At 57.7% G+C, this 26,839-nt stretch carries 21 protein-coding genes and 2 tRNA genes; 17 read left to right on the forward strand and 6 right to left on the reverse strand.

Annotation, left to right across the window (positions count from 1 at the left end; all coding sequences use genetic code 11):
* Positions 1-44 precede the first annotated feature (44 nt).
* Positions 45-641, reverse strand: a complete 597-nt coding sequence (gene mobA / locus NA647_RS06770) for a molybdenum cofactor guanylyltransferase MobA (protein ID WP_256056976.1) — start codon at positions 639-641, stop codon at positions 45-47.
* Between the two features lie 65 nt (positions 642-706).
* Between mobA and moaB the strand changes: the two genes are divergently transcribed.
* The 3 genes from moaB (at position 707) to NA647_RS06785 (ending at position 3,659) form a co-directional block, all read left to right on the forward strand.
* A complete protein-coding gene (gene moaB / locus NA647_RS06775; RefSeq protein ID WP_256056977.1) occupies positions 707-1,246 on the forward strand; it encodes a molybdenum cofactor biosynthesis protein B in 540 nt (179 codons plus the stop codon).
* The gene (gene glp, locus NA647_RS06780; protein WP_256056978.1) at positions 1,243-2,457 is read left to right on the forward strand and encodes a gephyrin-like molybdotransferase Glp; all 1,215 of its coding nucleotides are present in this window, start codon (positions 1,243-1,245) and stop codon (positions 2,455-2,457) included. Before moaB ends, glp begins: the two co-directional genes overlap by 4 nt.
* Positions 2,458-2,627: 170 nt before the next feature.
* Positions 2,628-3,659, forward strand: coding sequence for an acyltransferase family protein (locus NA647_RS06785; protein WP_256057077.1), 1,032 nt, complete (start codon positions 2,628-2,630; stop codon positions 3,657-3,659).
* Between the two features lie 74 nt (positions 3,660-3,733).
* Here the strand turns inward: NA647_RS06785 and NA647_RS06790 are convergent, their stop codons facing one another.
* Entirely contained in the window at positions 3,734-4,039 is a 306-nt protein-coding gene (locus NA647_RS06790) for an I78 family peptidase inhibitor (protein ID WP_256056979.1), read from the reverse strand.
* Between the two features lie 184 nt (positions 4,040-4,223).
* On the opposite strand from NA647_RS06790, the gene NA647_RS06795 reads away from it, so the two are divergent.
* Both NA647_RS06795 and NA647_RS06800 read left to right on the forward strand, forming a co-directional pair.
* The gene (locus tag NA647_RS06795) at positions 4,224-4,625 is read left to right on the forward strand and encodes a PA2779 family protein (RefSeq protein ID WP_256056980.1); all 402 of its coding nucleotides are present in this window, start codon (positions 4,224-4,226) and stop codon (positions 4,623-4,625) included.
* Positions 4,622-5,572 carry a PA2778 family cysteine peptidase gene (locus NA647_RS06800; RefSeq protein ID WP_256056981.1) on the forward strand — a complete coding sequence of 317 codons (951 nt, stop codon included), beginning with the start codon at positions 4,622-4,624 and terminating at the stop codon, positions 5,570-5,572. Before NA647_RS06795 ends, NA647_RS06800 begins: the two co-directional genes overlap by 4 nt.
* Before the next feature lie 4 nt (positions 5,573-5,576).
* On the opposite strand, the gene NA647_RS06805 is transcribed toward NA647_RS06800, so the two are convergent.
* Positions 5,577-6,860, reverse strand: coding sequence for an NAD(P)/FAD-dependent oxidoreductase (locus tag NA647_RS06805; RefSeq protein WP_256056982.1), 1,284 nt, complete (start codon positions 6,858-6,860; stop codon positions 5,577-5,579).
* Between the two features lie 161 nt (positions 6,861-7,021).
* Between NA647_RS06805 and NA647_RS06810 the strand changes: the two genes are divergently transcribed.
* The 12 genes from NA647_RS06810 (at position 7,022) to ggt (ending at position 20,885) form a co-directional block, all read left to right on the forward strand.
* Positions 7,022-7,098: transfer RNA gene (locus NA647_RS06810), tRNA-Val, on the forward strand.
* Positions 7,099-7,324: 226 nt separating this feature from the next.
* Positions 7,325-9,247: a threonine--tRNA ligase gene (thrS, locus tag NA647_RS06815; protein ID WP_256056983.1), complete on the forward strand. Its 1,923-nt coding sequence runs from the start codon at positions 7,325-7,327 to the stop codon at positions 9,245-9,247.
* Positions 9,247-9,798 carry a translation initiation factor IF-3 gene (gene infC / locus NA647_RS06820; protein ID WP_019339385.1) on the forward strand — a complete coding sequence of 184 codons (552 nt, stop codon included), beginning with the start codon at positions 9,247-9,249 and terminating at the stop codon, positions 9,796-9,798. The genes thrS and infC overlap by 1 nt, the downstream gene beginning before the upstream one ends.
* 62 nt (positions 9,799-9,860) lie before the next feature.
* The gene (gene rpmI, locus NA647_RS06825) at positions 9,861-10,055 is read left to right on the forward strand and encodes a 50S ribosomal protein L35 (RefSeq protein WP_019339386.1); all 195 of its coding nucleotides are present in this window, start codon (positions 9,861-9,863) and stop codon (positions 10,053-10,055) included.
* A gap of 27 nt (positions 10,056-10,082) precedes the next feature.
* Entirely contained in the window at positions 10,083-10,439 is a 357-nt protein-coding gene (gene rplT / locus NA647_RS06830) for a 50S ribosomal protein L20 (RefSeq protein ID WP_019339387.1), read from the forward strand.
* A 167-nt stretch (positions 10,440-10,606) separates the two neighbouring features.
* On the forward strand, positions 10,607-11,623 hold the full coding sequence (gene pheS / locus NA647_RS06835; RefSeq protein WP_256056984.1) for a phenylalanine--tRNA ligase subunit alpha: 1,017 nt from the start codon (positions 10,607-10,609) through the stop codon (positions 11,621-11,623).
* A gap of 37 nt (positions 11,624-11,660) precedes the next feature.
* Complete coding sequence (pheT, locus tag NA647_RS06840; RefSeq protein WP_256056985.1) at positions 11,661-14,039, forward strand: phenylalanine--tRNA ligase subunit beta; 2,379 nt, start codon at positions 11,661-11,663, stop codon at positions 14,037-14,039.
* A 3-nt stretch (positions 14,040-14,042) separates the two neighbouring features.
* Positions 14,043-14,345, forward strand: a complete 303-nt coding sequence (gene ihfA / locus NA647_RS06845) for an integration host factor subunit alpha (RefSeq protein ID WP_003282572.1) — start codon at positions 14,043-14,045, stop codon at positions 14,343-14,345.
* A complete protein-coding gene (locus tag NA647_RS06850; protein ID WP_131648511.1) occupies positions 14,326-14,682 on the forward strand; it encodes a MerR family transcriptional regulator in 357 nt (118 codons plus the stop codon). The genes ihfA and NA647_RS06850 overlap by 20 nt, the downstream gene beginning before the upstream one ends.
* An 83-nt stretch (positions 14,683-14,765) precedes the next feature.
* Positions 14,766-14,842, forward strand: a tRNA-Pro gene (locus NA647_RS06855).
* Between the two features lie 1,883 nt (positions 14,843-16,725).
* Positions 16,726-18,528, forward strand: a complete 1,803-nt coding sequence (locus tag NA647_RS06860) for a glycoside hydrolase family 5 protein (protein ID WP_256056986.1) — start codon at positions 16,726-16,728, stop codon at positions 18,526-18,528.
* 683 nt (positions 18,529-19,211) lie between these two features.
* Positions 19,212-20,885: a gamma-glutamyltransferase gene (gene ggt / locus NA647_RS06865; RefSeq protein WP_256056987.1), complete on the forward strand. Its 1,674-nt coding sequence runs from the start codon at positions 19,212-19,214 to the stop codon at positions 20,883-20,885.
* 633 nt (positions 20,886-21,518) lie between these two features.
* Here the strand turns inward: ggt and NA647_RS06870 are convergent.
* From NA647_RS06870 to imuA, 3 genes are read right to left on the reverse strand one after another with little or no spacing between them, the layout of a single operon-like run.
* On the reverse strand, positions 21,519-24,596 hold the full coding sequence (locus tag NA647_RS06870; RefSeq protein WP_256056988.1) for an error-prone DNA polymerase: 3,078 nt from the start codon (positions 24,594-24,596) through the stop codon (positions 21,519-21,521).
* The gene (locus NA647_RS06875; protein ID WP_256056989.1) at positions 24,593-26,008 is read right to left on the reverse strand and encodes a Y-family DNA polymerase; all 1,416 of its coding nucleotides are present in this window, start codon (positions 26,006-26,008) and stop codon (positions 24,593-24,595) included. Before NA647_RS06875 ends, NA647_RS06870 begins: the two co-directional genes overlap by 4 nt.
* 7 nt (positions 26,009-26,015) lie before the next feature.
* Positions 26,016-26,633 carry a translesion DNA synthesis-associated protein ImuA gene (gene imuA / locus NA647_RS06880; RefSeq protein WP_256056990.1) on the reverse strand — a complete coding sequence of 206 codons (618 nt, stop codon included), beginning with the start codon at positions 26,631-26,633 and terminating at the stop codon, positions 26,016-26,018.
* Between the last annotated feature and the right edge of the window lie 206 nt (positions 26,634-26,839).

A 26,839-nucleotide genomic window follows, 5' to 3' on the forward strand; every position in this document is an offset into this window, starting at 1 on the left:
CTCTTGGTTAGTTGCGTCTGTGACGGCGTTCGAGGGCGCTAAGTTCAATCTGGAGGCGTTTGTTCCGATAGCAGTTCGGGTGAGTTCAGATTGGCAAGCCGAGGATCATGCTCATCAAGCTCGAGAGCGCGAGATCGTAGCGTCATCAGTATCTTGCGATTGCTTCGCTCGCCGGCCCGCCAGGCCTCCTCGACGGCAGAAGCAAGACTGACCGGGATGACGCAAAACAGCGGTTCCCATTGCTCACCTCGCCGAACCATTACGGGTACGTTTGATTCCGCTCGAGCCGCTGCATGCAGGGCTGCGGGCAGTGCGCCATCGATCAGCGGTGCGTCGCATGGCAGTACCAAGAGCCAGCGATGACGAGCCGCCGCGAGGCCTGCGCGTATGCCCGCAAGCGGTCCGGGAAAGTCCGGCTCGGCGTCGCTAACCACTCGATCCGCGAAGGCTGCGTATCGCTGATGGTTGCGGTTGCAGGAAATAAGCAGATCATCCGTTAATGGCCGTACGATCCGATGCGGCCAGGCTATGAGCGGCTTGCCATGCCACTCGACCAAACCTTTGTCCTGGCCTCCCATCCGCTGCCCGCGACCACCCGCCAGCAGCAGGATTGAGCAATCGGCAAGCATGCTTCGTTGCATCAAGGGCTCCATTAAAAGCTTGTGATATAACACCCGGCATTCAGACCAACAACCGGAATGCCCCTATGAGCCACCTCGCCGATCAATCATTCGTTCCGCTGAATATCGCTGTCCTGACGGTCAGTGACACTCGCTCGCTGGAAACCGATACCTCCGGGCAGTTACTCGTCGACCGTCTGCAGGCTGCCGGTCATCGACTCGCTTCGCGTGTGCTGCTCAAGGATGATATGTATCGGATCCGAGCGCAGGTCGCGAGCTGGATCGCCGAGGACATGGTGCAGGTCGTATTGATCACTGGAGGCACTGGTTTTACAGGTCGCGACAGTACGCCGGAGGCGGTTGGATGCCTATTGGACAAGCAGGTCGATGGCTTTGGCGAACTGTTTCGCCAGATATCGGTTAGCGATATCGGTAGTTCGACTGTTCAATCTCGCGCATTGGCCGGATTGTCGAACTCGACCCTTGTCTGCTGCTTGCCGGGGTCGACTAATGCGTGCAGAACCGCCTGGGATGGCATTCTCGCTGAGCAGCTCGATGCGCGTCATCGTCCGTGCAATTTCGTGCCGCATCTCAAGCAGGCCGAGCCATGCGAGAGCCGCTCATGACGTTGACCGACTCGCCAGCGCTGATGCCTGTGGAACAGGCGCTCAATGCTTTGCTCACGCAAGCAGAAAGCACTGCAATCAAAGACGTCGAGAGCGTTTCGATCGAGGATGCGGTTGGACGAATACTGGCCGAACCACTGGTTGCGCAACTGGATTTGCCACCCTGGCCGAACAGCGCAATGGATGGTTACGCCATCCGCGAAAGCGATCTTCGAGGCCAACCGCTTCGGGTCAGTCAGAAGATTTTCGCCGGTAGCCAGCCTGAGCCTTTGGAGCCCGGCAGCTGTGCGCGGATTTTCACCGGCGCGCCGATGCCGGACGGCGCCGATAGCGTGGAAATGCAGGAAAACGTCGAGGTGCTCGACGATGGCCGAGTGCGCTTCCTTGAGCCAGTGAGGCGAGGGCAACACGTTCGTCCCCAGGGTGGCGAGGCGCGAACGGGAGATGAGGTACTAGCAGCCGGCGCTCGGCTGGGGCCGATCGAGCTGGGGCTCGCTGCGTCATTAGGCGTATCGCGGCTGAGCGTGAGCCGAAAGCTCAAGGTTGCGCTGCTGTCCACGGGTGACGAGCTGGTCGAGCCGGGTGAAACGCTGCAGCCGGGACAGATCTACAACAGCAATCGCATGCTGTTGCGTCATTGGCTGCAACGCCTGGGATGCGAGGTTATAGACGCCGGGATCGTGCCGGATGATTTGGTAAGGGTTCGCCAGTGCCTGGCGGATCTGCATGAGGTCGATCTGATTCTCTCTACCGGAGGCGTTTCGGTTGGTGAGGCAGATTTTCTTGGGCAGGTGCTGCGAGAAGAGGGCGAACTGTCACTGTGGAAGCTGGCCATCAAGCCTGGCAAACCCTTGACTTGCGGAAGTTATCAAGGTGTTGCCGTCATTGGCTTGCCAGGCAATCCTGCTTCCACGCTGGTCACCTTTGGTCTGTTGGCGCGCCCTTACCTGTTGCGCCGAATGGGTGCGGTACAGGTTGAGCCGCTGAGCTTTCAGATTCCTGCGAGCTTCGATTGGCCCAGGCCTGGCAAGCGACGGGAATATCTGCGGGCGCGTCTCGAATCGGGCAAGGCAGTGCTGTATTCCAACCAGAGTTCGTCGATTCTACGTAGCGCCGCCTGGGCGGATGGGTTGGTCGAGGTGCGCGAGCACAGACAACTGAAAGATGGCGATTTGGTGCCCTTTATCTCATTCGCCGAATTGCTCGGCTGAGTTCAACGCTCGCGCTTGATCCAGGCGCCGAAGTTGTGTCGCATTCCGTCGGGAATAGCAGCGGCTCGGCGCCTATATCAAACGGATCGCTTTTTTCCTTGTCTACCCTTCCCATCTGCGCCAGGTCTGGCTGCGATGTGTCTGGTATTACCCATAACAAGGAGAATGTGATGCAGGAGAGAAATCCCTGGGTCGATTACGCCAAAGCCATTGGGATCATTCTGGTTGTCTACGGACATGTCGCGCGCGGGGTGTTCAATGCCGGGCTGCCGATGGATGAAGATAACTATCTTCTCGTCGATAGCATCATTTACAGCTTCCACATGCCGCTGTTTTTCTTTTTATCCGGTTTGTTTTTTTACGATTCGCTGATCAAGCGTGGAAGGGCGGGACTGATAGTCAACAAGGTGGACACCATCGTCTATCCCTTCATCGTATGGTCCTTACTGCAGGGCCTGCTTGAGGTAGTGCTGTCGAACTACACCAACGGAGAGGTCACGTTAGGACAGGTGTTCTCGCTGCTTTGGTCGCCTCGTGCGCAGTTCTGGTTCCTCTACGCGCTATTCCTGGTATTCGTGGTGTGTTCCTTTATCTACGCCAAGGTCGATCGCCGTTATTTCCTTCCTGTATTTCTGGCTTTCGGCGCGCTTTATGTCTTCAAGCAGGACATGGCAATGGGGAATATTGGCCGATTCATTTTCGGCAATGCGGTTTTCTTCGCGCTAGGCGTTTGGTTCAACGAAATCAAGGCGTTTTTCCTGGCCCGTTATGTTTCGCTCACCTTGTTGTTCGGCGCGTTATTCGTTGCTGGCCAATATTTGTTTCACATCACCTTCGGCTTGAATTGGGAAGTGGGCGGCCTGCCGGTACTGGTGTTGGCGACTGTTTCGATCTTCTTCATGATCGCGCTGTCGATGTGCCTGGGCCAGTTTCGTATGGACTGGCTGCTGTTCATCGGCGCTTCTTCGATGACTATTTATCTGGCGCATATTCTGGCCGGAAGTGGAGTTCGAGTCATCCTTGGCAGCTTTATGGGTATTGATTCGATCCCGGTGCATTTGGTAGTTGGCACTCTGGTCGGGCTACTTGGGCCGTTGCTGGCTCAGATCATCATCAAAAGATATGACCTTTATTTCCTGTTAACCCCGCCCAAACCTTTGTCAGCGACCGGCCTGCGGACACGCAGGGCAGTGGCTCAGTAGCGGTACGCTATCGCCAGCGCAGGTGCCATGCCGCTCAGGCACCTACGCAGCCATACACCGTGGCTATGGTCGGATCAGCCGCAGCTAACTCGCTGCACTGTCAGTGCCTCGTCTGTCGTGAGCGTTAAACGATGCGCGTTGTATTCCAGCGTGACGATGTCCCCGGGGCGAATGATGCGAGCGACCGTAGCCCCGCTTTCGCGACGGGCCCGATCGAGCAGTTCCGGACTCGCCTGTTCTCCAACAAGCTTCTCCACGACGGATGTATCGCATCGGTCGGCTGAGCCGTTGGGCGAATGTGCAGGTTCGGGGGACGATGATTGGCAACCGGCCAGAATGGTGCAGCACAGCGTCAGCGTTATCGAACAGGTAGTTTTCATGCGTTTTCCTTGTTTTGGGAACATCACGCCGTTTGACGCGATGTGTGTGAATCCGTGGCAGGTAAGTCGGACGTTTCTGTCTGCGAAACCATAACGCTCAAAGGGAACTGGCGGAACAGAGACGCCGTCTTATTGCTGACGGCCCGAGCACACTACGCTGGGCTAACGAATAAGGAGTTCCGCCATGTTCAACTCGTCCGTGATGAAGCGTGTCGCCACACTTTTGGCCGCGTTGCATTTCATGCTGTTTGCACAAATTCCGCTGGCCCAGGCAACCATGATCGGCACCCCGGAGGTTATCGCTGAGCATCAACAGCAGGTGGATCGCCAGCAATTGCTGACGATGCTCGAAGATGAAGACGTTCAGAAAAAGTTGGTGTCGATGGGCGTCGAGCGGGATCAGGTTGAGCAGCGAATCAACAGCCTGACACCGGCGGAACTCGCACAGTTCAATCAACAACTTGATCAGGCACCTGCCGGTGCCGGAGTGGTTGGGGTCATCGTTCTGTTTCTGGTGATTTTCATCATCACGGACATGCTGTGCGCCACCAACATTTTTAACTTCATCAACTGTATCAATCGTTGATCAGGCAGCTAATCCTGCTGTTAGCGATAGTCCTTCTCGGGGCGTGTGCGCGGGCGCCGATCATTCCGATCGGTTCCGTAGGGCTCCCCGAGCGGGTTGAATTGGATGAGGTTCCTTTCTTCCCGCAGGAAGACTATCAATGCGGACCTGCAGCGCTTGCCACAATGCTTACCCAACGTGGCGTTGCGACCGCGCCGGAAGATCTCGTTCCGAGGGTCTATCTTCCGCAGCGCAAGGGCAGCCTGCAGGTCGAAATGGTAGCCGCTGCCCGAGCGCATGATTTGCTGGTTTATCCGTTGGAGCCTCGGCTGGAGGCGGTGTTGGCCGAAGTGGCGGCGGGGAACCCTGTTCTGGTGCTGCAAAATCTTGCTTTCGATCGCTGGCCTCAGTGGCACTTTGCGGTCGTGGTGGGATATGACCTTGCGGCTCAGACTGTCGTACTGCGTTCCGGGACCACTCGACGCTGGACCGGCAGCTTTCATCAGTTCGAACGAAGCTGGGCCAAGGGAAAACGCTGGGCCGTAGTGACCGTGGCGCCTGATCAACTGCCTCGCACTGCCAGGGAGACGGTTTGGCTGAAGGCTGCGAACGATCTTGAGCAAACGGATCATGAGGATGCGGCAATGAGTGCTTACGAGACTGCAGCCGAGCATTGGGACAGCGGGTTGGCCTGGTTTGCGCTGGCCAATGCTCAATATGCGCAAGGTGACAAACATGCCGCCGAGCGAGCGCTGCGGACCAGTGTTCAGCGCGATGATACTTTTGCGGCTGGCTGGTTCAACCTCTCGCAGGTATTGGTGGAGCGGGGATGCCCTGCGCAGTCATCCGCCGCTCGTGCATGCGCCGCACGGCTCGTGCCAGACGACGAGCGATTCAAGGCGGAGCTGCCTCCAAGACACGGCGAAGCTATTGCGTGCCAGGAGCCTCCGCCGTGTCCGGTGTTGTGATCGGTCAGAACCCAATTCTGTCTCGCAGGCTGTAGTAGAGCGCGCCGAGCGCGCTGAGCGGTGCGCTGAAGGTTTGTCCTCCAGGGAATGGGTAATGAGGCAGGCTAGCAAAGGCATCGAAGCGTTCGGCCTGTCCCCGTAAAGCCTCGGCGATTACCTTTCCCGCCACATGGGTATAGGTGACGCCGTGGCCGCTGCACCCTTGGGAATAATAGAGGTTGTCATCTAGCCGGCCGACTTGAGGTAAGCGGGACAGCGTCAGCAGAAAGTTGCCAGTCCAGGCGTAGTCCGTCTTGATGTTTTGCAATTGAGGGAACGTCTTGAGCATCTTGGGTCGGATGACCGAATCGACATCGGCTGGATCACGCGCGCCGTAGACCACTCCGCCACCGTAGATCAGGCGTTTGTCAGCGGAGAGGCGGAAATAATCGAGCAAGTAATTGCAATCCTCGACACAGTAATCCTGTGGCAACAAGCTCGCCGCGAGCTCAGGGTCGAGGGGCTCGGTAGCGATGACTTGCGTACCGCAGGGCATGGATTTCGCCGCCAACTCGGGAACCAGCGCTCCAAGATAAGCATTTCCGGCAATCACTACGAACTTAGCCGTCACCTGCCCGTTTGGAGTATGCACACGCGGGTTGCTTCCTCGATCGATACGGATTGCCGGGCTCTGCTCATAGATAACGCCACCGAGCGATTCGATCGCCGCCGCTTCGCCCAGGGCGAGGTTGAGTGGGTGAATATGGCCGCCACCGTGATCGAGCATGCCGCCGATATAACGATCGCAGGACACGACATTTCGAATGCCGTCGTGATCGAGCATCTCCAGCTGATCGTAACCGTAGCGTTCCCAGAGCGATTTTTGAGCTTCCAGATGACGCATCTGCTTGGGATTGAACGCCGCGAACACGCCTCCGTTCTTCAGATCGCAATCAATGCCATAACGCGCGACTCGCTCGCGAATGATTCGTCCGCCTTCGAATGCCATCGCTCCGATCAGGCGTGCTTCGTCGCTCCCGGCGCTGCGTTCGACCGCGTCGATATCGCGACTGTAGCTATTGACGATCTGGCCGCCATTGCGCCCGGATGCGCCGAAGCCGACTTTCGCCGCCTCCAGAACGACGACCCGAAAGTCTTGCTCCAGCAGGAACAGTGCGCTTGACAGTCCTGTATAGCCTGCGCCGATGACGCAAACGTCAGTTTCGATACTACTGTCCAGGGCGCCGCGCGCGGGTGCTGGATTCGCCGAAGCTGCGTAATACGAAGACGGGTACGGTATGTTCGACATTCTGAGTGTCCTGTTCCAAATATTTGACGAGGATGCTAGCGCTGCCGGAACTGTGATGCCATATCAAAGAAGAAGGGCGCCCCTGATTCCAAAAATATCAGTGGTTTAGCTAAAAAGCGCTTGACTCCCTCCGGCGGATCTCTAGAATGCGCGTCCATCGGAGGCACATAGCTCAGTTGGTTAGAGCACCACCTTGACATGGTGGGGGTCGTTGGTTCGAATCCAATTGTGCCTACCAAATTCCGAGAAAGGGTCGCGCCAGCGACCCTTTTTTTATGCCTTGCTTGTCTGTGCGGCGGCTTTCTGAAAGCATCCGTGCTCCCGTACTTCCAGTGACTTCGGTCCGCCTCGATCAGCCTTAGGGCTCCTGCCACCGTGCGGCAGGTTATCCGGCAGGCCGCTTTCCTGGCTCATCCCAACCCATGTGGCCTTTGGTAGGGGTCACCACTAGGAGAGGAGGCGCCATGCCCATCGTTACTCTTCCTGACGGCAGTCAGCGTTCATTCGATCATCCGGTTTCTATTGCTGAAGTAGCGCAGTCCATCGGTGCGGGCCTGGCCAAGGCAACCGTAGCCGGCAAGATTGACGGCAGGCTCGTCGATGCTTGTGATCTGATCGAGCAGGACGCTTCTCTGCAGATCATTACGCCAAAGGACGAGGAGGGGCTGGAGATCATTCGCCACTCCTGTGCGCACTTGGTCGGGCACGCGGTCAAGCAGCTCTATCCGACCGCTAAGATGGTCATCGGGCCGGTAATTGCGGAAGGTTTCTATTACGACATCGCCTACGAGCGCCCCTTTACCCCGGACGATATGGCTGCAATCGAGCAGCGCATGAAGCAGCTGATCGATACCGAGTACGACGTGATCAAGAAGGTCACGCCCCGCGCGGAAGTCATCGAGGTGTTCCAGGCGCGCGGTGAAGATTACAAGCTGCGTCTGGTTGAAGACATGCCAGACGAGCAGGCCATGGGGCTGTACTACCACGAAGAATACGTCGACATGTGCCGCGGGCCGCACGTGCCTAACACGCGCTTCCTCAAGTCCTTCAAGCTGACCAAGCTGTCGGGTGCTTATTGGCGCGGTGATGCGAAGAACGAGCAGCTGCAGCGCGTGTATGGCACCGCCTGGGCTGACAAGAAGCAGCTGGCGGCATACATCCAGCGTATCGAGGAAGCCGAGAAGCGCGATCACCGCAAGATAGGCAAGCGTCTGGACCTGTTCCATACCCAGGAAGAAGCGCCGGGCATGGTGTTCTGGCACCCGAATGGCTGGACCCTGTATCAAGTGCTTGAGCAATACATGCGTGTCGTGCAGCGTGAAAACGGCTATCAGGAGATTCGCACGCCTCAGGTCGTTGATCGCAGTTTGTGGGAGAAGTCCGGGCACTGGGCCAACTACGCCGAGAATATGTTCACCACCGAATCGGAGAGTCGCGACTACGCGATCAAGCCGATGAACTGCCCGTGCCACGTGCAGGTGTACAACCAGGGCTTGAAGAGCTACCGCGAACTGCCGCTGCGCCTGGCTGAATTCGGGGCCTGTCACCGTAACGAGCCGTCGGGTGCGCTGCATGGCATCATGCGGGTGCGCGGCTTCACTCAGGACGATGCGCATATCTTCTGTACCGAAGAGCAGATGCAATCCGAGTCGGCGGCCTTCATCAAGCTGACTCAGTCGGTTTATTCGGACTTCGGCTTTCAGGACATCGAGCTGAAGCTCTCCACGCGTCCAGAGAAGCGTGTCGGTTCCGATGAGCTGTGGGATCGCGCCGAAGCGGCATTGGCGGCGGCGCTCGACAGTGCTGGTCTGCCGTACGATCTGCAGCCGGGCGAGGGCGCCTTTTATGGGCCGAAGATTGAGTTTTCGCTGAAGGATTGTCTGGGGCGTGTTTGGCAGTGCGGCACTCTGCAGTTGGACTTCAATTTGCCGATCCGCCTGGGCGCCGAATACGTCAGCGAGAACAACGATCGCCAGCATCCGGTCATGCTGCACCGTGCCATTCTCGGCTCGTTCGAGCGGTTTATCGGTATTCTCATCGAACACTACGAGGGCGCTTTCCCCGCTTGGCTGGCTCCGACGCAAGCTGTGGTGATGAATATCACTGACAAGCAGGCTGATTTCGCTCTGGAAGTGGAGAAAACACTCAATCAAAGCGGCTTCCGTGCCAAGTCCGACTTGAGAAACGAAAAGATCGGCTTTAAAATCCGCGAGCATACCTTGCTCAAGGTTCCCTATCTCTTGGTTATCGGAGACAGGGAAGTCGAGACACGAGCCGTTGCTGTGCGCACCCGTGAAGGCGTCGATTTGGGCTCCATGCCCCTGGATGACTTTACCCAGTTGCTGGCACAAGCGGTTTCCCGGCGTGGTCGCCAAGAATTGGAGTAATGACTATTAAGCGTGAAATGAGACAGGATAAACGAGCTGCACCCAAGGCCCCGATCAACGAGAATATCTCGGCTCGTGAGGTCCGTTTGATTGGTGCTGATGGCGAGCAGGTTGGCATCGTCTCTATTGATGAAGCGCTTCGTATAGCTGAAGAAGCCAAATTGGATCTGGTGGAAATTTCCGCCGATGCGGTTCCTCCCGTTTGCCGGATCATGGATTACGGCAAGCACCTGTTCGAGAAGAAGAAGCAGGTCGCTGCGGCGAAGAAGAACCAGAAGCAGATCCAGGTTAAAGAAGTAAAGTTTCGTCCAGGGACGGAAGAAGGCGACTACCAGGTCAAGCTACGCAACCTGGTACGTTTCCTGAGTGACGGGGACAGGGCCAAGGTTTCGTTGAGATTCCGCGGTCGTGAGATGGCCCATCAGGAGCTGGGGATGGAACTGTTGAAGCGGGTCGAAGGTGACCTGGCTGAATACGGTTCGGTCGAACAGCATCCTAAGATGGAAGGACGCCAGCTGATCATGGTCATCGCTCCCAAGAAGAAAAAGTAACCACCAGGGCACTGGCAGGCCTTGCGGTTATTTGAAATCACCCACACTGTGGAGTACCGAACATGCCAAAGATGAAGACTAAAAGTGGCGCTGCGAAGCGCTTCAAGAAGACGGCGAATGGCTACAAGCACAAACACGCTTTCAAGAGCCACATCCTGACCAAAATGTCTACCAAGCGTAAGCGTCAGCTGCGTGGTACATCTCTGATGCACCCGTCTGACAACGCAAAAGTAGAGCGCATGCTGCGCGTTCGTTAATTCGGTCAAGACTCAGAGGAATAACTCATGGCTCGTGTTAAGCGTGGCGTCGTCGCTCGTCGCCGTCACAAGAAAATTCTGAAACTCGCCAAAGGCTACTACGGCGCTCGTTCGCGTGTGTTCCGTGTTGCCAAGCAGGCGGTGATCAAGGCTGGCCAATATGCCTACCGTGACCGCCGTCAGCGGAAGCGTCAGTTCCGCGCTCTTTGGATCGCTCGTATCAACGCCGGCGCTCGTGTAAATGGTCTGTCCTACAGCCGTTTCATCGCTGGCCTGAAAAAAGCGGCTATCGAGATCGACCGTAAGGTTCTGGCCGAGTTGGCAGTGAACGAAAAAGCAGCTTTTGCTGCCATTGTCGAAAAAGCCAAAGCTTCTCTGGCCTAAGCCCATCGACAATCGAATCTTCGGATTCGTAGCGTCACCGATAGGGGAAGAGCCTTGTGCTCTTCCCCTATTTCGTATCTGAAGGGGCATTTGCAAAAATGCACCGCGCGTACAGCCTGTGTGCTGATCGTCTGGTGCGGTTCTGCAAGAACCTCTGGAGGTTGTACATGGAAAACCTGGATGCACTGGTCTCGCAAGCGCTTGAGGCGGTGCAACATAGTCAAGACATCAACGCCCTGGAGCAGATCCGGGTTCAGTATCTCGGCAAGAAAGGCGAGCTGACCCAAGTTATGCAAACGCTGGGCAAACTGTCCGCGGATGAGCGTCCCAAGGCCGGTGCGCTCATCAATGCGGCGAAGAGCCGTGTTCAGGATGAGTTGAATGCCAAGAAGGCGGATCTTGAGCAAGCTGCGCTGAGCGCCAAGCTCGCCGCCGAGCGGATCGATGTGACATTGCCAGGCCGGGGAGAGGCCTCCGGTGGACTGCATCCGGTGACGCGAACACTAGAGCGGATCGAACAGTTCTTCAGCCATATCGGCTATAGCGTTGCCGGGGGGCCTGAAGTCGAAGACGACTACCACAACTTCGAAGCGCTCAATATCCCCGGCCATCATCCTGCCCGGGCGATGCACGACACCTTCTATTTCAACGCCAACATGCTGTTGCGTACCCATACCTCGCCGGTTCAGGTGCGCACGATGGAGTCGCAGCAGCCCCCAATCCGCATCGTCTGCCCGGGGCGTGTCTATCGATGCGATTCGGATATCACCCATTCCCCGATGTTCCATCAGGTCGAAGGTTTGCTCGTTGACGAGGGCATCAGCTTTGCAGACCTGAAAGGCACCATTGAGCAGTTCCTGCGCGTGTTTTTCGAAAAGCCGCTGGGCGTCCGTTTCCGGCCCTCGTTCTTTCCGTTCACCGAGCCGTCGGCCGAAGTGGACATGCAGTGCGTCATGTGCAGCGGAAAGGGATGTCGCGTCTGCAAACAGACCGGTTGGCTCGAGGTGATGGGCTGCGGCATGGTGCATCCGAATGTGCTGCGCATGTCCGGTATCGATCCGGAGAAATATCAGGGTTTCGCTTTCGGTATGGGAGCCGAGCGGCTTGCCATGCTGCGTTATGGCGTCAACGACTTACGCCTGTTCTTCGATAACGACCTGAGGTTCCTGGCGCAATTCCGCTAGGTCCAGAGTCCAGTCAAAGAAATACTAGGAGAGCAGGATGAAATTCAGCGAGCAGTGGTTGCGTACGTGGGTCAATCCGCAAGTTTCCCGTGAGGAACTGGTAGCGCGGCTGTCAATGGTAGGCCTCGAAGTGGATGCGGTCACCCCCGTGGCTGGTGAGTTCAGTGGCGTTATCGTGGGCGAGGTGCTGAGCACCGAGCAACATCCGGATGCGGACAAGCTGCGCGTCTGCCAGGTCAGCAATGGCAGCGAAACCTTTCAGGTAGTCTGTGGTGCGCCCAATGTGCGCCAGGGGCTGAAGATTCCTTTTGCGCAGATCGGCGCGCAGCTGCCGGGCGACTTCAAGATCAAGAAAGCGAAGCTTCGCGGCGTCGAATCCAACGGCATGCTCTGCTCGGAAACCGAGTTGCAGGTTGGTACAGACGACAGTGGACTGATGGAGCTGGCTGGTGATGCCCCCGTTGGTAGCGATCTTCGAGTGTATCTCGGCCTGGATGATGCGAGCATCGAGATAGGCTTGACGCCAAACCGTGGCGACTGCCTCTCTATCGCGGGGCTTGCACGTGAGGTAGGCGCCATCTACGGCGCGAAGGTCGCTCCAGTCGATATCGTTCCGGTGGCTGCGAGCCACGATGAGGTACGTCCCGTAGAGGTGTTGGCGCCCACAGCTTGTCCGCGCTACCTCGGACGCGTGATTCGTAATGTGGACCTGTCGCGACCCACTCCGCTGTGGATGGTCGAGCGGTTGCGTCGTTCCGATATCCGCAGTATTGATGCGGTGGTAGATGTCACCAACTACGTGATGCTCGAACTTGGGCAGCCGCTGCACGCATTCGACCTAGCCGAGATTCAAGGAGGGATCAGGGTTCGGATGGCTGAGGATCAGGAGAAACTCGTCCTGCTTGATGGGCAGGAAGTGACTCTGCGCAGCGATACCTTGGTCATCGCCGACCACCAGCGTGCCCTCGCGATTGCTGGGGTCATGGGGGGTGAGCACAGCGGTGTGAGTGGCGCGACACAGGATCTGTTCCTGGAGAGTGCCTTCTTCGACACCATTGCCCTTGCCGGCAAGGCGCGCTCCTATGGTCTACATACCGACGCCTCGCATCGCTACGAGCGAGGGGTTGATTCCCAGCTGGCTCGTAGGGCCATGGAGCGGGCCACTACGCTGCTGCTGGAGATAGTCGGCGGCAGCGCCGGGCCCGTAATCGAAGTCGCTAGCGAAGCCGATCTCCCCCGCGTTGCACCGGTTCTGTTGCGCAAGGATCGAATAGAACAGATGCTGGGGTTAAGCATGGCGGGCGATCAGGTCGTCTCGCTATTGTCAGCGCTGGGTCTGGGTGTTGCTGAGCTGGGAGATGAGTCTTGGGAAGTCAGCGTGCCCAGCCACCGATTCGATATCAGCCTCGAAGTAGATCTGATCGAGGAATTGGGCCGTCTGTATGGTTACGACCGCTTACCGGTGCGTTATCCCCAGGCACGTCTGGCCCCCGAAGCCAACCCTGAATCCCGAGCCGAGTTGCCCGCTCTGCGCCGCTTGCTGGTTGCCCGTGGCTACCAGGAAGCGATCACCTACAGCTTCATCGATCCGAAAATGTTCGAGCTGTTTAGCCCTGGTGTCGAGCCGCTGCAATTGGCCAACCCGATTTCCTCGGACATGGCGGCGATGCGCGCGACGCTATGGCCAGGGTTGATCAAGGCATTGCAATACAACCTGAACCGGCAGCAGACGCGGGTGCGTCTGTTCGAGAGCGGCCTACGTTTTGTCGGTCAGCTTGGCGAGTTGAAGCAGGAGCCGATGTTGGCGGGTGTCATCACCGGCAGCCGGTTGCCGGAGGGTTGGGGCAACGATAGAGCCGCAGCTGACTTCTATGACATAAAAGCCGACGTAGAAGCCTTACTCGGGTATGCCGGTGACTCTGCCTCCTATCGTTTTTCCGCCGCCGAGCATCCTGCTTTACATCCTGGACAGACTGCTCGAATCGAGCGGGAAGGGCGTCTGGTCGGATATATCGGAAGTCTTCATCCTGAACTGGCCGCCACGCTGGGTATCGATCAGCCCGTCTATCTGTTTGAGCTGCTGGTCGCCGAAATCAGCGAGGGTCGGCTACCGCGTTTCAGTGAGCTATCCCGCTTCCCTGAAGTGCGTCGCGACCTGGCGATTCTGGTGGCACGTGAAGTTCCGGCTGATGATGTGTTGCTATGCATTCGTAAGGCCGCAGGCGAGAATCTGACAGACCTCAAGCTATTTGATGTGTATCAGGGTAAAGGTATTGATCCCCTTAGCAAAAGTGTGGCAGTCGGCTTGACCTGGCAACACCCTTCGCGCACTCTAAACGAGGACGAGGTGAGTGGTGCGATGCAGCAAATCCTCTCCTCCCTGGAAGAAAGGTTCAACGCCACGTTAAGGAAATAGCGTATGGGGGCTCTGACGAAAGCTGAAATGGCGGAACGTCTATATGAAGAGCTAGGCTTGAATAAGCGCGAGGCCAAGGAGTTGGTCGAGCTGTTTTTCGAAGAAATCCGTCAGGCGCTCGAGCATAACGAACAGGTAAAGTTGTCCGGTTTCGGCAACTTCGACTTGCGCGATAAGCGACAGCGCCCCGGGCGTAATCCGAAAACCGGCGAGGAAATCCCAATCACGGCGCGTCGTGTCGTGACATTCCGGCCAGGCCAAAAATTAAAAGCCAGAGTCGAAGCGTATGCTGGAACCAAGTCATAACGACGAATTGCCGACGATACCTGGCAAGCGCTACTTCACTATCGGTGAGGTAAGTGAGCTGTGTGCGGTAAAACCACACGTGCTGCGCTATTGGGAGCAGGAATTTCCCCAGCTGAACCCGGTGAAGCGGCGAGGCAACCGACGCTATTACCAGCGTCAGGACGTCCTCTTGATTCGGCAGATCCGGTCGCTGCTTTACGAGCAGGGATTCACTATCGGAGGGGCTCGTCAGCGAATGTCTGGTGATGAGGCCCGAGATGACACCACTCAGTACAAACAACTGATCCGGCAAGTGATTACCGAACTTGAGGATGTGCTTCAACTCCTCAAGAACTAAGCGATGCTGCATAAAAAACTTTCACATATTCAGATGCTTAATGTATAGTTCGATCCGCTTTCAGCAGTGCTGATGGCAACAGTCGGGGCGTAGCGCAGCCTGGTAGCGCACTTGCATGGGGTGCAAGGGGTCGAGTGTTCGAATCACTCCGTCCCGACCAAAACCTAAAATCCAGTCACTTAGCGGTGACTGGATTTTTTTATGGGCGCCTAGCTTAAGAAACGTCAGATTTTTACTCCGCTTCGATCACAACAGTCCAGGGCGAACGTCACGCGCAGGCGGTCACATCATCACAGCGAAATCCAAAGCCGTCCGAACACCGACGGGTGTTGCTCTCCTCCACGGCTACTCGGTCTTCATGACGACGCGCTGCCCCCAGGTTGCTTTCGCCTCCTCTCCAGTCGCAGGTTGTGGTCGCGCATGGCTCGATCAACCCGCTTCATCAGCCACCGGTTCGGCCTACCTGCGCAGAGGTGCCCAGACCCGGCGTTAGCTATAGCCTGGGCAAGTTGGAGATCGCAGATTTTATCCTCCACCAGAGCCTTATCGTCAGGGATACGCCGACGACGAGCTCTCTAGTCTTCATTGGCTTGCTTGATTCGAGCCGTCAGTTGCGAGCGCGACACACCGAGACTTTCACTAACAGCTTCAATGGTCGTCCCCCGGCAACAAGGGTGAGTGGGCGCAATTCTTTTCGCGAACGGGCGATCTCCACAGCCTCCTTGAGAGCTTTCGCTTTCATGGTCTCTTGCCTGCATGCGTTGCAGCTCGCGGATCTGCTTCATCGCATCGGCCAACTGCTAAGCAGGTACCAAAGCCTCACCGCCAATAACCGCCGACAGGCTGCCGTCCTGATAAAGCTGCGCCAGTGAATAACTGGTTGGGTTGATGCCGTTGCGCCGAGCCACGACGGAAGCGCTTTGCCCCGGCGCGAACCATAACGACCTTCTCTTCGACACTCCAGCGGCGATGCTCTGGGCCGAGCACTTCTATATGTCAGTCGTTGCTGTGGTCATAAACACGACCGTTTGCCTATCCCTTATGGTAAGGGGGAAGGCGTCGGTGTTTTAGTGGGCTCGTTCACCTGGACTTGCCCTTATCAAACCGGATACTGCGGTCCGTTAGATTGATGTTGCGCTCACTGCCTGAACTTCCGAGGTGAACGGTACTTCAGAGAACAGTGTGGATCGCAGCCTGGGAAATTGGTCCGCCCCTCCTGAATGGCAGCATCCTTTTGGATATTCCACCGAGACCGTCTGCTCTCTTCATAAAAAGGCCTAAGTGATCGTGAGCAGCGCGTCCTTCGTGCCGGCTGTCGTGGATGCTCTGGTTGCTCCCGCCTTGCGCAGCTTCCAGCCCGAGACAGTCGCAGAACGATGATAGTCGTCCGTTATCGCGTCCTTTTGGTTCGTATATCAGTGGAGCTCGAGCGCGGCGTGGTCTGATGACGGCGTGCTCGTAAGTCGGACAAAAGATCAAAGGCCCATTAGCCATCCATGCTGGGCGCCCATGTTGCCGAAACGGTCGGCTGCAGTGTCTTGCAGTCGGCTAGTGTTTTATGTCGAGATGCCTAATCCACCGTTTCGCTTCTCTCGTCTCTATCGCTGAAATGGACTGTCCTGCATATCCGCTCGTCGGGCGAATATGTAGTGTTTACTGCGCCCAGCGTTTCGGTTATTCAAAAAACCGGCGCCGATAAATTGTTTGTTGTTACGGTTCCATCGAGTTTTGTTCCGCTTGGCTTTGATATCAAAGTGCCTTTTTACTACTGGCCTTTTAGCAGCTCTGACGCAAAAACGTCGTTTGTTTGACGATCTAAAGTAGTCAAAAAAATTTTGAGAATTCATATAAACCTATTATAAAGGCGCCACGCAACGGATTGCCGGGTTTCACCACGGTGATCCGGCATCCTTTGCAATACGGTTCGTCCGGTTGCGCAAAGACAGTTAGCTGCCCCAGTAAGCGCCGCACGACTCAATTACAACTCCCGCCACTTGTTTAAAGGCTTCGGCCTTTTGAAGTATTAAGTTCCGGAGAGACTGAATGTCTATCAATGTACTTGCTGGTGCCCCCAAGGCGCTTGTTCGCTCCATCGCGCTTGCTGCGGTATTTAGTGTTGTAACTTTCACGAGTCATGTGGCTGCTGCCTCGACAGTAAGTGCATCTGTCGCGTCTGCATTTACTTCCCCGATCAATAAGTTCAATAGTAGTGAGTTCCTTAATGGTGTTTGGCGCAACTCTGCTGCGCTGTCCGTGCCAGCCACTTCAGCTTCTATTGCTGCATTCAAGCCGGGCGTTCAGATTAAGTTTGCAGATGGTCAGGTCCGCAAGATCTCTAGGGTTTACAAGGTTGGTACCAACCTCAGCATTTATGTAGATGGCGGTCTGTTGGACGGTGGCAAAGTTGGTGCGCCGCGCACTGTCAGTACGGTCGTACCGACTGCCGTAGCGCCGAGCGTTCCGGCTGTTACCGCACCTGTCGTGACTGCACCTGGCGTGCCGAGCAGCTCCTACACCGCTTCGATGAATAGCTTTACCAACTCCGATTGGGATAACGGGATTTATCGCAAGGCGGCGGGTTTTTCGATTCCCAATACTGGTGCTAATAAATCCGCCTTCGTGGTTGGGGCTTCGGTCAAACTGGCTGATGGTCAAGTGCGCAAAGTCGCGGCTGTTTACGACGTTGGTGCCCACCTCTCGGTAATGCTCAGCGGCTCGGCGCTCTCCGCTGCCAGTGTCGGCTATCCGAAAACCATCAGCGTTGTCTCCGGCACTTCGACCAGCGCTCCAGTAGCAGTGGCGCCGACTCCTGCGCCAACTCCGGCACCGAGCCCAGCTCCAGCGCCGGTTCCTACCACCCCAGTGGTCAGTGACGGCAGCGGCATCGATCTGGTTGGCGTCAACTTCGGTTCCGGCGTGTTCGATCCGGGCACCGTTCCGGGCATTTACAACAAGGGCTACACGTACGCCGACGAGTCCTACTACAAGCGTCACAGCGAGCTGGGCTTCAAGCTGGTCCGTCTGGGCTTCCTGTGGGAACGTATTCAGCCCAAGCTCGGTACCGACCTGAACGCAGCTGAGCTGGGGCGCATCAAGCTATCGCTGGATCATGCACATAAGCACGGCATCAAAGTCATCCTTGATATGCACAACTACTACCGCTACTACGGCAAGGTGATCAACTCACCGGAAGTACCGCGGGCGCAGTTTGCCGAGACCTGGCGCAAGATTGCCGTGGAGCTGTCCAGGCACCCGGCGCTGTATGGCTACGGTCTGATGAACGAGCCGTACAACACTGGCAATAACATGTGGCCGCAAACTGCCCAGGCAGCTGGTCAAGCGATCCGCAAAATCGACCCCACCAAGTGGATCATGATTGCCGGCGATCGTTATTCCAGCGCCTTCCACTGGCAGAAGTACAACACCCAGCTGATCAACGATCCGTGGATGCGCGATCCGAAGAACAACCTGGTCTATGAGGCGCACCAGTATCTGGACTTCGATTACTCGGGTACCTATACCAAACGCGCCGAAACCTTCCATCCGATGCTTGGCGTCGAGCGGGTCAAGCCTTGGGTGGAGTGGCTGAAGAAGAACAAGCTGCGTGGTTATATTGGCGAGCATGGCATTCCGGACTTCTCTCCCTCTGCCGTGGTCGCTACCGACAATCTACTGGCTTACTTGAACGAGAACTGCATTCCAAGCACTTACTGGGCGGCCGGCCCTCGCTGGGGTGAGAACATTATGTCTCTGGATGTTCGGAGTGGTAAGCACCGTCCTCAGTTGGCACCGCTGCAAAAGCATGCCAAGGCCAAGAAGTCTTGTTCCACCATCGGTCCGCTGTAATAACAGCGGAAAAAAGGGCCTTCGGGCCCTTTTCGTATTCCTGGAAAGTGCAGTTTCGCTTGGTAACGAGCATCTGCCGCAATACCTGTAGCCACCGACGCCATCATTGAGGACATTTAGTTAAAGTGCACCTCTGATGCTGCGAGCAAGCCAACAGTACTCCTGATAGGTCGTTGGCCTGTTGGCCCCATTCAGTTTCCCCAGCTCCGCCACCGAGTTACCAAGCGCCAATCGCTCTCGCAGCTGCCTGTGCTCTGGGGCTAATAACTCATCTCGGCGACCGCCTGCTCATGCAGCCGCTGTTCACCTTGTACAACTTCATTCCAGAGACCTGCTCATCCCGTGAAAGAGGACCGTGGTGCATTTTCATGTTCATGGGCACTACATTTGAGCTTTAGCCGCTTGGTGTCATCGTGTGATTTGGCGCAGATAGGTTAAGAGCGCTTATGACGTGTTCCAGTGCGATATTGATGGTCCGGGCGTGACACGTATTCGTCGCGCCGCTAAGCCGAGAGGCTCCGTGACGGGAAGTTGTCTACCGGTATTCGTTTAACGGGACAGTTCAACATCTGTCTGCAACGAGCGACACCGTGTGCTCGTCTATCCTTCTAAGCTGACTATCAGCCAGCACCCGCCAGACAGCGAGTGCTCGTTCTCATACACAAGAAGAAGGAATGGGCACCATGCATCTGCTCCACCTATCCAACCTGACCCTTTGTGTGGCGATTGTCGTCACCAGTCATGCCGCTCTCGGAGCTAGCCTCGAAGGCGGTGCGGTCGCGGCTCCTGATGAGTACAGCGCTAAGGTCGCCGCGCAAGTATTAAGGAGCGGGGGCAACGCGGTGGATGCAGCGGTGGCGACAGCCTTCACGCTCGCCGTTACCTACCCCGAGGCCGGTAATATCGGCGGTGGTGGATTCATGACGTTGTACATGAACGGCAAACCCTATTTCCTGGATTACCGTGAAGTAGCGCCCAAGGCAGCGAGCAAGACCATGTATCTCGATGACAAAGGTGAGGTGATCGAGAACCTCAGCTTGGTCGGTGCCAAGGCGGCCGGCGTTCCAGGGACGGTATTGGGCATGTGGGAGGCGCATCGACGCTTTGGCAAGCTGCCCTGGAGCGAGCTGATCACACCTGCAATCGGCTATGCGCGGGAAGGCTTCAAAGTTGCCGATCAGCAGTTTCAGTACCGTGAGGACGCTATAGGGCTATTCAATGGACAGACCAACTTCGAAGACTACTTCGGCGCCATGAGTCCAGGGGCCAGCTTCCGCCAGCCAGAACTGGCCGAGACGCTGGAACGTATCGCCGACCGAGGGCCTGATGACTTCTACAAAGGTAAGACGGCCGAACTTCTGGTCGCCCAGATGCGTCGTGACGACGGGCTTATCACCAAAGAGGACTTGGCCGACTACCGTATTAAATGGCGCGAGCCGATGCGCGTTGACTGGCGGGGCAACAGTCTTTACACCGCACCGCTGCCCAGCTCTGGTGGCATCGCGCTTGCCCAGCTAATTGGCATCAAGGAACGGCGCGCCGAAGATTTCAAGGGAGTTGAGCTGAACTCGGCACGTTACATCCATTTGTTGGCGGAAATCGAGAAAAGGGTCTTTGCCGACCGTGCCGATTACCTTGGCGACCCGGACTTTTCCGACGTGCCGGTAGCGCAGCTGATCGCCCCTGATTACCTGGAGCAGCGCGCGGCCGAGATTAACCCTTCGGCTATCTCTGCGACCGAAAAGGTGCGTCCTGGCTTGGAACCGCGGCAAACCACTCACTTCTCGATCGTCGATGCCGATGGTAATGCGGTCAGTAATACCTACACGCTGAACTGGGACTTTGGCAGCGGGGTCGTGGTCCAGGGGGCTGGGTTTCTGCTCAACGATGAGATGGATGATTTCAGCGCAAAGCCGGGCGTTGCAAATGCCTTCGGCGTGGTTGGCAGTGATGCCAACGCCATCGAGCCGGGCAAGCGCATGCTTTCTTCCATGAGCCCGAGCATCGTCACGCGCGATGGAAAGGTAAGCCTGGTGCTCGGTACGCCCGGCGGCTCGCGGATCTTCACGTCCATCTTCCAGGTGCTGAACAACGTCTTTGACTTTGGTCTTCCCTTGGAGAAAGCCGTGGCCGCACAGCGCGTACATCATCAGTTGCTGCCCAAGGACACTATTTATTACGACGCCTATGCACCGCTAACGGGCGAGGTTGCGGACGAACTGAAAGCCATGGGCTACATACTTGAAGATCAGGGCTGGTCGATGGGGGATATCCAGGCGATATGGGTGGATGAAAAAAACCTGCAGACCGCGTCGGACCCTCGTGGTCGAGGCGTTGGGATAGTCATTAAACCGTGATGGTTGAGTCGAGCCTTGTGGCTTCGTTTCGCGACTCGGCACTCGGCCCGCCTTGTGCTGAGGGGCTGCCGGCTCGATATAGTCAGAACAGTTTCACGAAGCCAAGTGCCGTATTAGTCGACGTGCGGACTGCACGAACATGGTTGTGTTATCTCAAACGTAAGAGCCATCAAACTCAACCGGAGATAGCCCTATGAGCATTGATCCACTCGACAGGCCCCATGATCAGCAGCCGGTCCCAGGGCAAAGTCAGAACCCGAGTCATTCCCCTGAGCCGGATTTCATTACTGATAATCCAGACGTGCAAAGAGGTCCTGGCAATCACGGAAATCCGGCTGAACAGCCGGCTGGTGTGCCGGATTCAGATACCTCTAGCGGTAGCGAGCCAAATATTTATGACCCGAACGAGCCTGGTCTCGGTAACCCGCTTCCCTGATTGGATCGCGAAGCGAACCCGGCCTTCCAAGCTTGCTTGTATGCCTTGGGAATACGCCGGGTGCGATGATCGGCGAGGTCGATGTGGCCGGGTTAGATCAAGGCTGGCGGAACGTATTTGCTGATTTTGGCGTAGCGACCCAATCGTTGAGGCTTCTACTTGGTTACGGTCTTGATGTGCACTTCGAACGCCGCGTGTCACTGAAAATCTCGACTACGTACATCCAGCCCTGTCAGTAACGCCGTAAGGTCGTTTAAGCGTCCGGCAATGACATGGCGTACTCCGTTAGCCGACTCCAGGTGACCATCGATGCGCAGCATCTGGGACTGGATCAATACGCGCCGTTGGCGCTCTGCCAGGTCGCGCCAGACTACGACGTTGATCATGCCGAACTCGTCCTCCAGCGTGACGAAGATGATTCCGCTGGCGGTTTGTGGGCGTTGGCGACCGATGACCAGGCCGGCAACGCTGATAGGGCGGCCATGCTCTATGGTGACCAGCTCGCGAGAGCTGCGGCAGCGCTTTGCTCTCAACTGATCACGTAGCAGCGCCAACGGGTGCGGGCCAAGCGTAGTGCCGAGCGTGGCGTAGTCGGTCAGCAGATCTTCGCCGACCGTGGGCAGCGGTAAAGGGACCGGGACTTCCTGCTGCGTGGATTGACCTGCGAATAGCGGCAGTTGTGGCTCGTACCCAGCCACCGCCCAGCGGGCTCGATGGCGATGCCCCGCGAGGCCTCTCAGGGCGCCTGAATCGGCTAGGTGCTCGCGAGCACGGATATCCAGCCTGGCACGCGTGCATAGGTCATGGATGTCAGTAAAGGGCCGAGCCTGACGGGCCTCCTCGATGCGTTGTGCATCCACTTCGCGAAAACCACGTACCAAGCGCAAGCCCAGACGAATCGCAGGTTGCTCGCTGTCGCTCGGCTCCAGGCTGCAATCCCAATCGCTGTGATGGACATCTACGGGCCGGATCTCCAGCTTATGCCGGCGGGCATCCTGAAGAATCTGGTCGGGATTGTAGAAACCCATCGGCCAGCTGTTAATCAGCGCGCAGGCATAGGCGGCTGGCTCATGACATTTCAGCCAGCAGCTGGCATAGGTGAGCAGGGCGAAACTGGCGGCATGGGATTCGGGAAAGCCGTAGCTGCCGAATCCTTTGATCTGCTCGAAGATGCGAGCGATGAATTCAGATTTGTAGCCACGGGCAAGCATGCGTTCGGTCAGCCGTACGCGATGCGGCTCCAGGCTGCCATGGCGCTTCCAGGCGGCCATTGCGCGGCGGAGTCTGTCGGCTTCATCGGGGGTGTATTCGGCGGCTACGATCGCCAGCTCCATCACCTGCTCTTGAAACAGGGGTACGCCGAGGGTGCGTTCGAAAACAGGCTTTAGTTCTTCGGAAGGATAGTCCTCGGGTTCCTCGCGATTGCGCCGACGCAGGTAGGGATGAACCATGTCGCCCTGAATCGGCCCCGGCCGCACGATGGCGACCTGGATCACCAAGTCGTAAAAGGTTCTGGGGCGCAGCCGCGGCAACATCGCCATCTGTGCCCGCGATTCGATTTGGAATACACCGACGGTATCGGCGCGGCTGATCATGTCGTAGGTTGCACTGTCTTCCTGGGGCAGGGTGGCTATGGTCCAGCGCGTGCCGCGATAGTGTTCGATCAGGTTGAAGCAGCGGCGTAGGGCACTGAGCATGCCGAGGGCGAGTACATCGACCTTAAGCAGGCCGACCAGATCGAGATCGTCCTTGTCCCACTGGATCACGGTGCGTTCGGCCATGCTGGCATTTTCGACGGGCACCAGCGTTTCCAGTGAATGCTCGGAAATAACGAAGCCGCCTGGATGTTGGGACAGGTGACGGGGGAAGCCGATCAATTCGCCAGTCAGCACCAATACCCGGCGCAGCACCGGACTGTCGGGATCGAAACCGGCTTCGCGCAGGCGCTCGTCGTCGGGAACCCGATCGCTCCAACGTCCACAGCAATCGGCCAGTGCATTGACTTGATCAGACGGCAGGCTGAGTGCCTTGGCCACGTCACGCAATGCTCCCGTGGCGTGGTAAGTGCTGGCTACGGCCGTCAGCGCGGCGCGATCACGACCGTAGCGGCGGAATACGTATTGGATGACTTCCTCGCGACGATCATGCTCGAAGTCGACGTCGATATCAGGCGGCTCCTTGCGTTCGCGTGAGAGGAAGCGTTCGAATAGCAGCTTGGTATGCGCTGGATCGAGTTCGGTGATGCCTAGCACGAAACACACCGTCGAGTTGGCTGCCGAACCTCGACCTTGGCAGAGAATGCCGCGCTCACGAGCAAAGCGAACGAGGTCGTGCACCGTGAGGAAGTAACTTTCGTACTCCAGTTCAGCGATCAGTTGCAGCTCGTGCTCGAGCTGTGCGCGGGCTTTCGCCGTTACGCCTTCTGGCCAGCGCCAGCGGATGCCGTCTTCGACCAGCTCGCGCAGCCAGGACGTGGCGTTGTGGCCTGCGGGCACCAGTTCGTGAGGATATTGATAGCGCAATTGGTCAAGAGCGAACTGGCACCGCTCGGCAATGCGCAGCGTCTCGGCGAGCAGCTCGGGTGGATAGAGCTGCGCCAGATCTTCGCGTTGGCGCAGGTGGCGTTCGCCATTAGGAAAAAGATGGCGTCCTGCTTCGGATACCGGCAGATGGTGGCGAATCGCAGTCATGCAATCCTGCAGGGCGCGACGGCCGCGCGCGTGCATGTGTACATCGCCGCAAGCTACAGCAGGTATGCTCAAGCGCGCAGCCAGCGCCTGCCATTGTTCCAGGCGCAACCTGTCGTCCGGCCCGCGGTGCAGTTCGATACCCAGCCAGAGGCGATCGCCGAAGCGCTCGTGCAACCGGCGGCCCTCAGCATCAGCGTTAGCTTGTTTGGCGAGCCAGATAGCCAGCAGCCCGTCCAATGGCTCGCTCAAATCTTCTGGCAGCAGTTGATAACAGCCTTTCTCGGCGCGGCGTCGTGCGCGGGTGATCAGACGGCATAGCGCCTGGTAGCCGGCCAGGTTTTCCGCCAGCAAGACCAGCTTTGGTCCTCCCTCGATCTGGACCTCGCTGCCGATGATCAGAGGCAGGCCAACCTCCTTCGAGGCTTGCCAGGCACGCACGATGCCAGCCAGGGTGCATTCGTCGGTAATGGCCAGTGCTCGGTAACCAAGGCGGACGGCGCGCTCGAATAATTCGCGGGCACTGGAGGCGCCCCGCTGGAAGCTGAAATTGGACAGGCAGTGCAGTTCGGCGTAATCGGCTGTCATGCGAACCAGCCGTGCAACAACAGCGGCCCTCCATCCGTTATCGAACGAAAGGCCCAGCCACGCTGGCCGGCACGGGTTTCCACTAGGTAATAGTCGCGGCGCACATCGCTGCCGTCCCACCAGCCGGACTCGATTCGCTCGGGGCCAGCGAGAATGCGCAATGAGGCTTCGTGCAACGGCTTCGATTCGGCCAACAGCCAGCTGGGGCGTGGCGCGGTGCTGAATGAAGGTTCGTTCCGGTCAGCGTGCTGTGATCGCCAGGCACACTCGGGGCGATGGTCGTAGCGAGCCCCGAGTCCTTGCACGGCATCGTCACCCAGCCGGGCCCGCAGACGTTCGCGCAGCTGTTCCCAGGGTAGTGATTGATGTGGCCGTTCATCGAACAATTCGCGGTGCTTGGGGGTGAAGGCCGGTAGCTCGCGCGCTATCAGGCGTATCGCCAATACCGGGGCCGGCAATTGCAGATTCTCCAGACGTCCACGGGACAATTCGAACAACATGGCCGGATCACGCTCGGCGCTAAGCAGGCCGACCGGCACTTGACTGTCCGCCAGGTTGCGGTGTTCCAGGTGCAAGGCGAAGCGCTGCACGCCACTGTCGCGTCCGGCCAGATAGGCGGCGAGATCGGCTGTCAGGCGGCGCAGCGGGAATAGCAATGCCTGATGCGACTCGACTTCGAAGTTCAGCTCGAGTCGAGCCTTGAACACGTCTGGCGGTCGATGGAAGTCCAGCGCCAATGGCTGATGGCCGAGCAGGGTGTCGATGTGTTTCAGCGCGCCGGTCGGAAAGCGCTGCGCCAGGCCATGTCGAGGCATTTCAAGAATCTGCTTCAGTGTTCGCAGACCCATGCGTGAAAGGGCGGTCGCCACTTCACGGGGCACTCCGATGCGCTCTACGGGCAATGCAGCGAGCACGCCAGGCAGCGTTTCGGTATCCATCACCGCCAGACCGTCATGCGCGTTGGCCAAGACTCGCGCGGCGGCAGGGTTCGGCGCCAGGGTAATGCGATGCTGAAAACCCAGCATATTCAATTCTTCGCGTAAGCGTATCTCCAAACGAGGCCAGGGTCCGAACAGGCCGAGACTGGATTGCACTTCCAAAAGCAGGCAACGCGGATAGTGCAGGCTGACCTGCGAGCTAAAGCCGTAGGCCCAGGCGGCGAGAAATTGTTGCCAGCGCTCGATCGACGCCAGGTCATATTCAGCCGTGGCAAAGGCGTGAGTCAGCGCCTGGGCAGCGATCAACGATTGTCCTGGCTTGAGGCCGAGAGCCCGAGCAGCGGGATTGACTGCCTGCAGCACACGGCGTTGTGGTGTGCCGCTCAAGAGCGCCAGCGGCGATTCGGCATCGGCTCGGCTTCGCAGCACGCCGTCCATGGCCAGTTGAGGCAGCAATATGCAGACCCACAGCATGCTGACCTCAGCCCAACGCCGCAGCGGAAATGGGTAGCGTTCTGGGCAGGCCGCCGCGGCACTTGAGAACGCGCAGCTGCGACGGTCGGGTTTCGACCGCCAGGCGCAGCGCTGCCGGGGAAGGATTGGCCTCTTCGCGTAGCGGACGATAGGCGAAGGCCAATGTCTGGCCTGTTTCAGCCGCAACCTGCAGGCGGCGCAGAGCGCGATCATCGACCTGTTGCGGCCAGCACAACACCGCACCGCAACTGCCCGAGCGCAGGCATTGTTCGGTAGCCCACAAGGCGTCACGGCCCCGTGCGTTGATAATGAACAGCTGACGCAGATCTATGCCGGCAGCCAGCCAAGCTTGGGGATAAGGCACATAGGGCGGGGCCACCAGCACTACGCGCTCGCCGGCGGCGGTGAGGCGCGCCAGGGTGGGCCAAAGCAGGCGTAACTCGCCGATTCCGGTAGTGGCGAAGAGAATCTCGCTCAATGCCGATTCAGGCCAGCCGCCACCGGGTAATACTTCATCCAGCGCAGCATGCCCGGTTGGCTGGGCGTTGGGTGTAAGGACTTTGGTCTGGCCGCGCCAGAGCCGGCGCGTATCGATCAGGTGATTAAGGGCGACCACGGACGTCATGGTGGTGAATAATCCTAATACTGTATATAGGTACAGTATTCTGGCTGCCGGCTACAGGTCAAGGTGAAACGATGAAGAACGCTTTTTCAAATCTAAAACTGAAGCCCAGCTTGCAGACGCTGCCAGCACGCCTAGTGCCACTGATCACTGCATTCGTCCGTATCGAGTGCGGCAGACGGGCTTTGCTTGTGCTGAAAAAATCAGTC

It is taken from the genome of Stutzerimonas stutzeri, from assembly GCF_024448985.1.
GTDB classification, from domain to species: domain Bacteria; phylum Pseudomonadota; class Gammaproteobacteria; order Pseudomonadales; family Pseudomonadaceae; genus Stutzerimonas; species Stutzerimonas stutzeri_AP.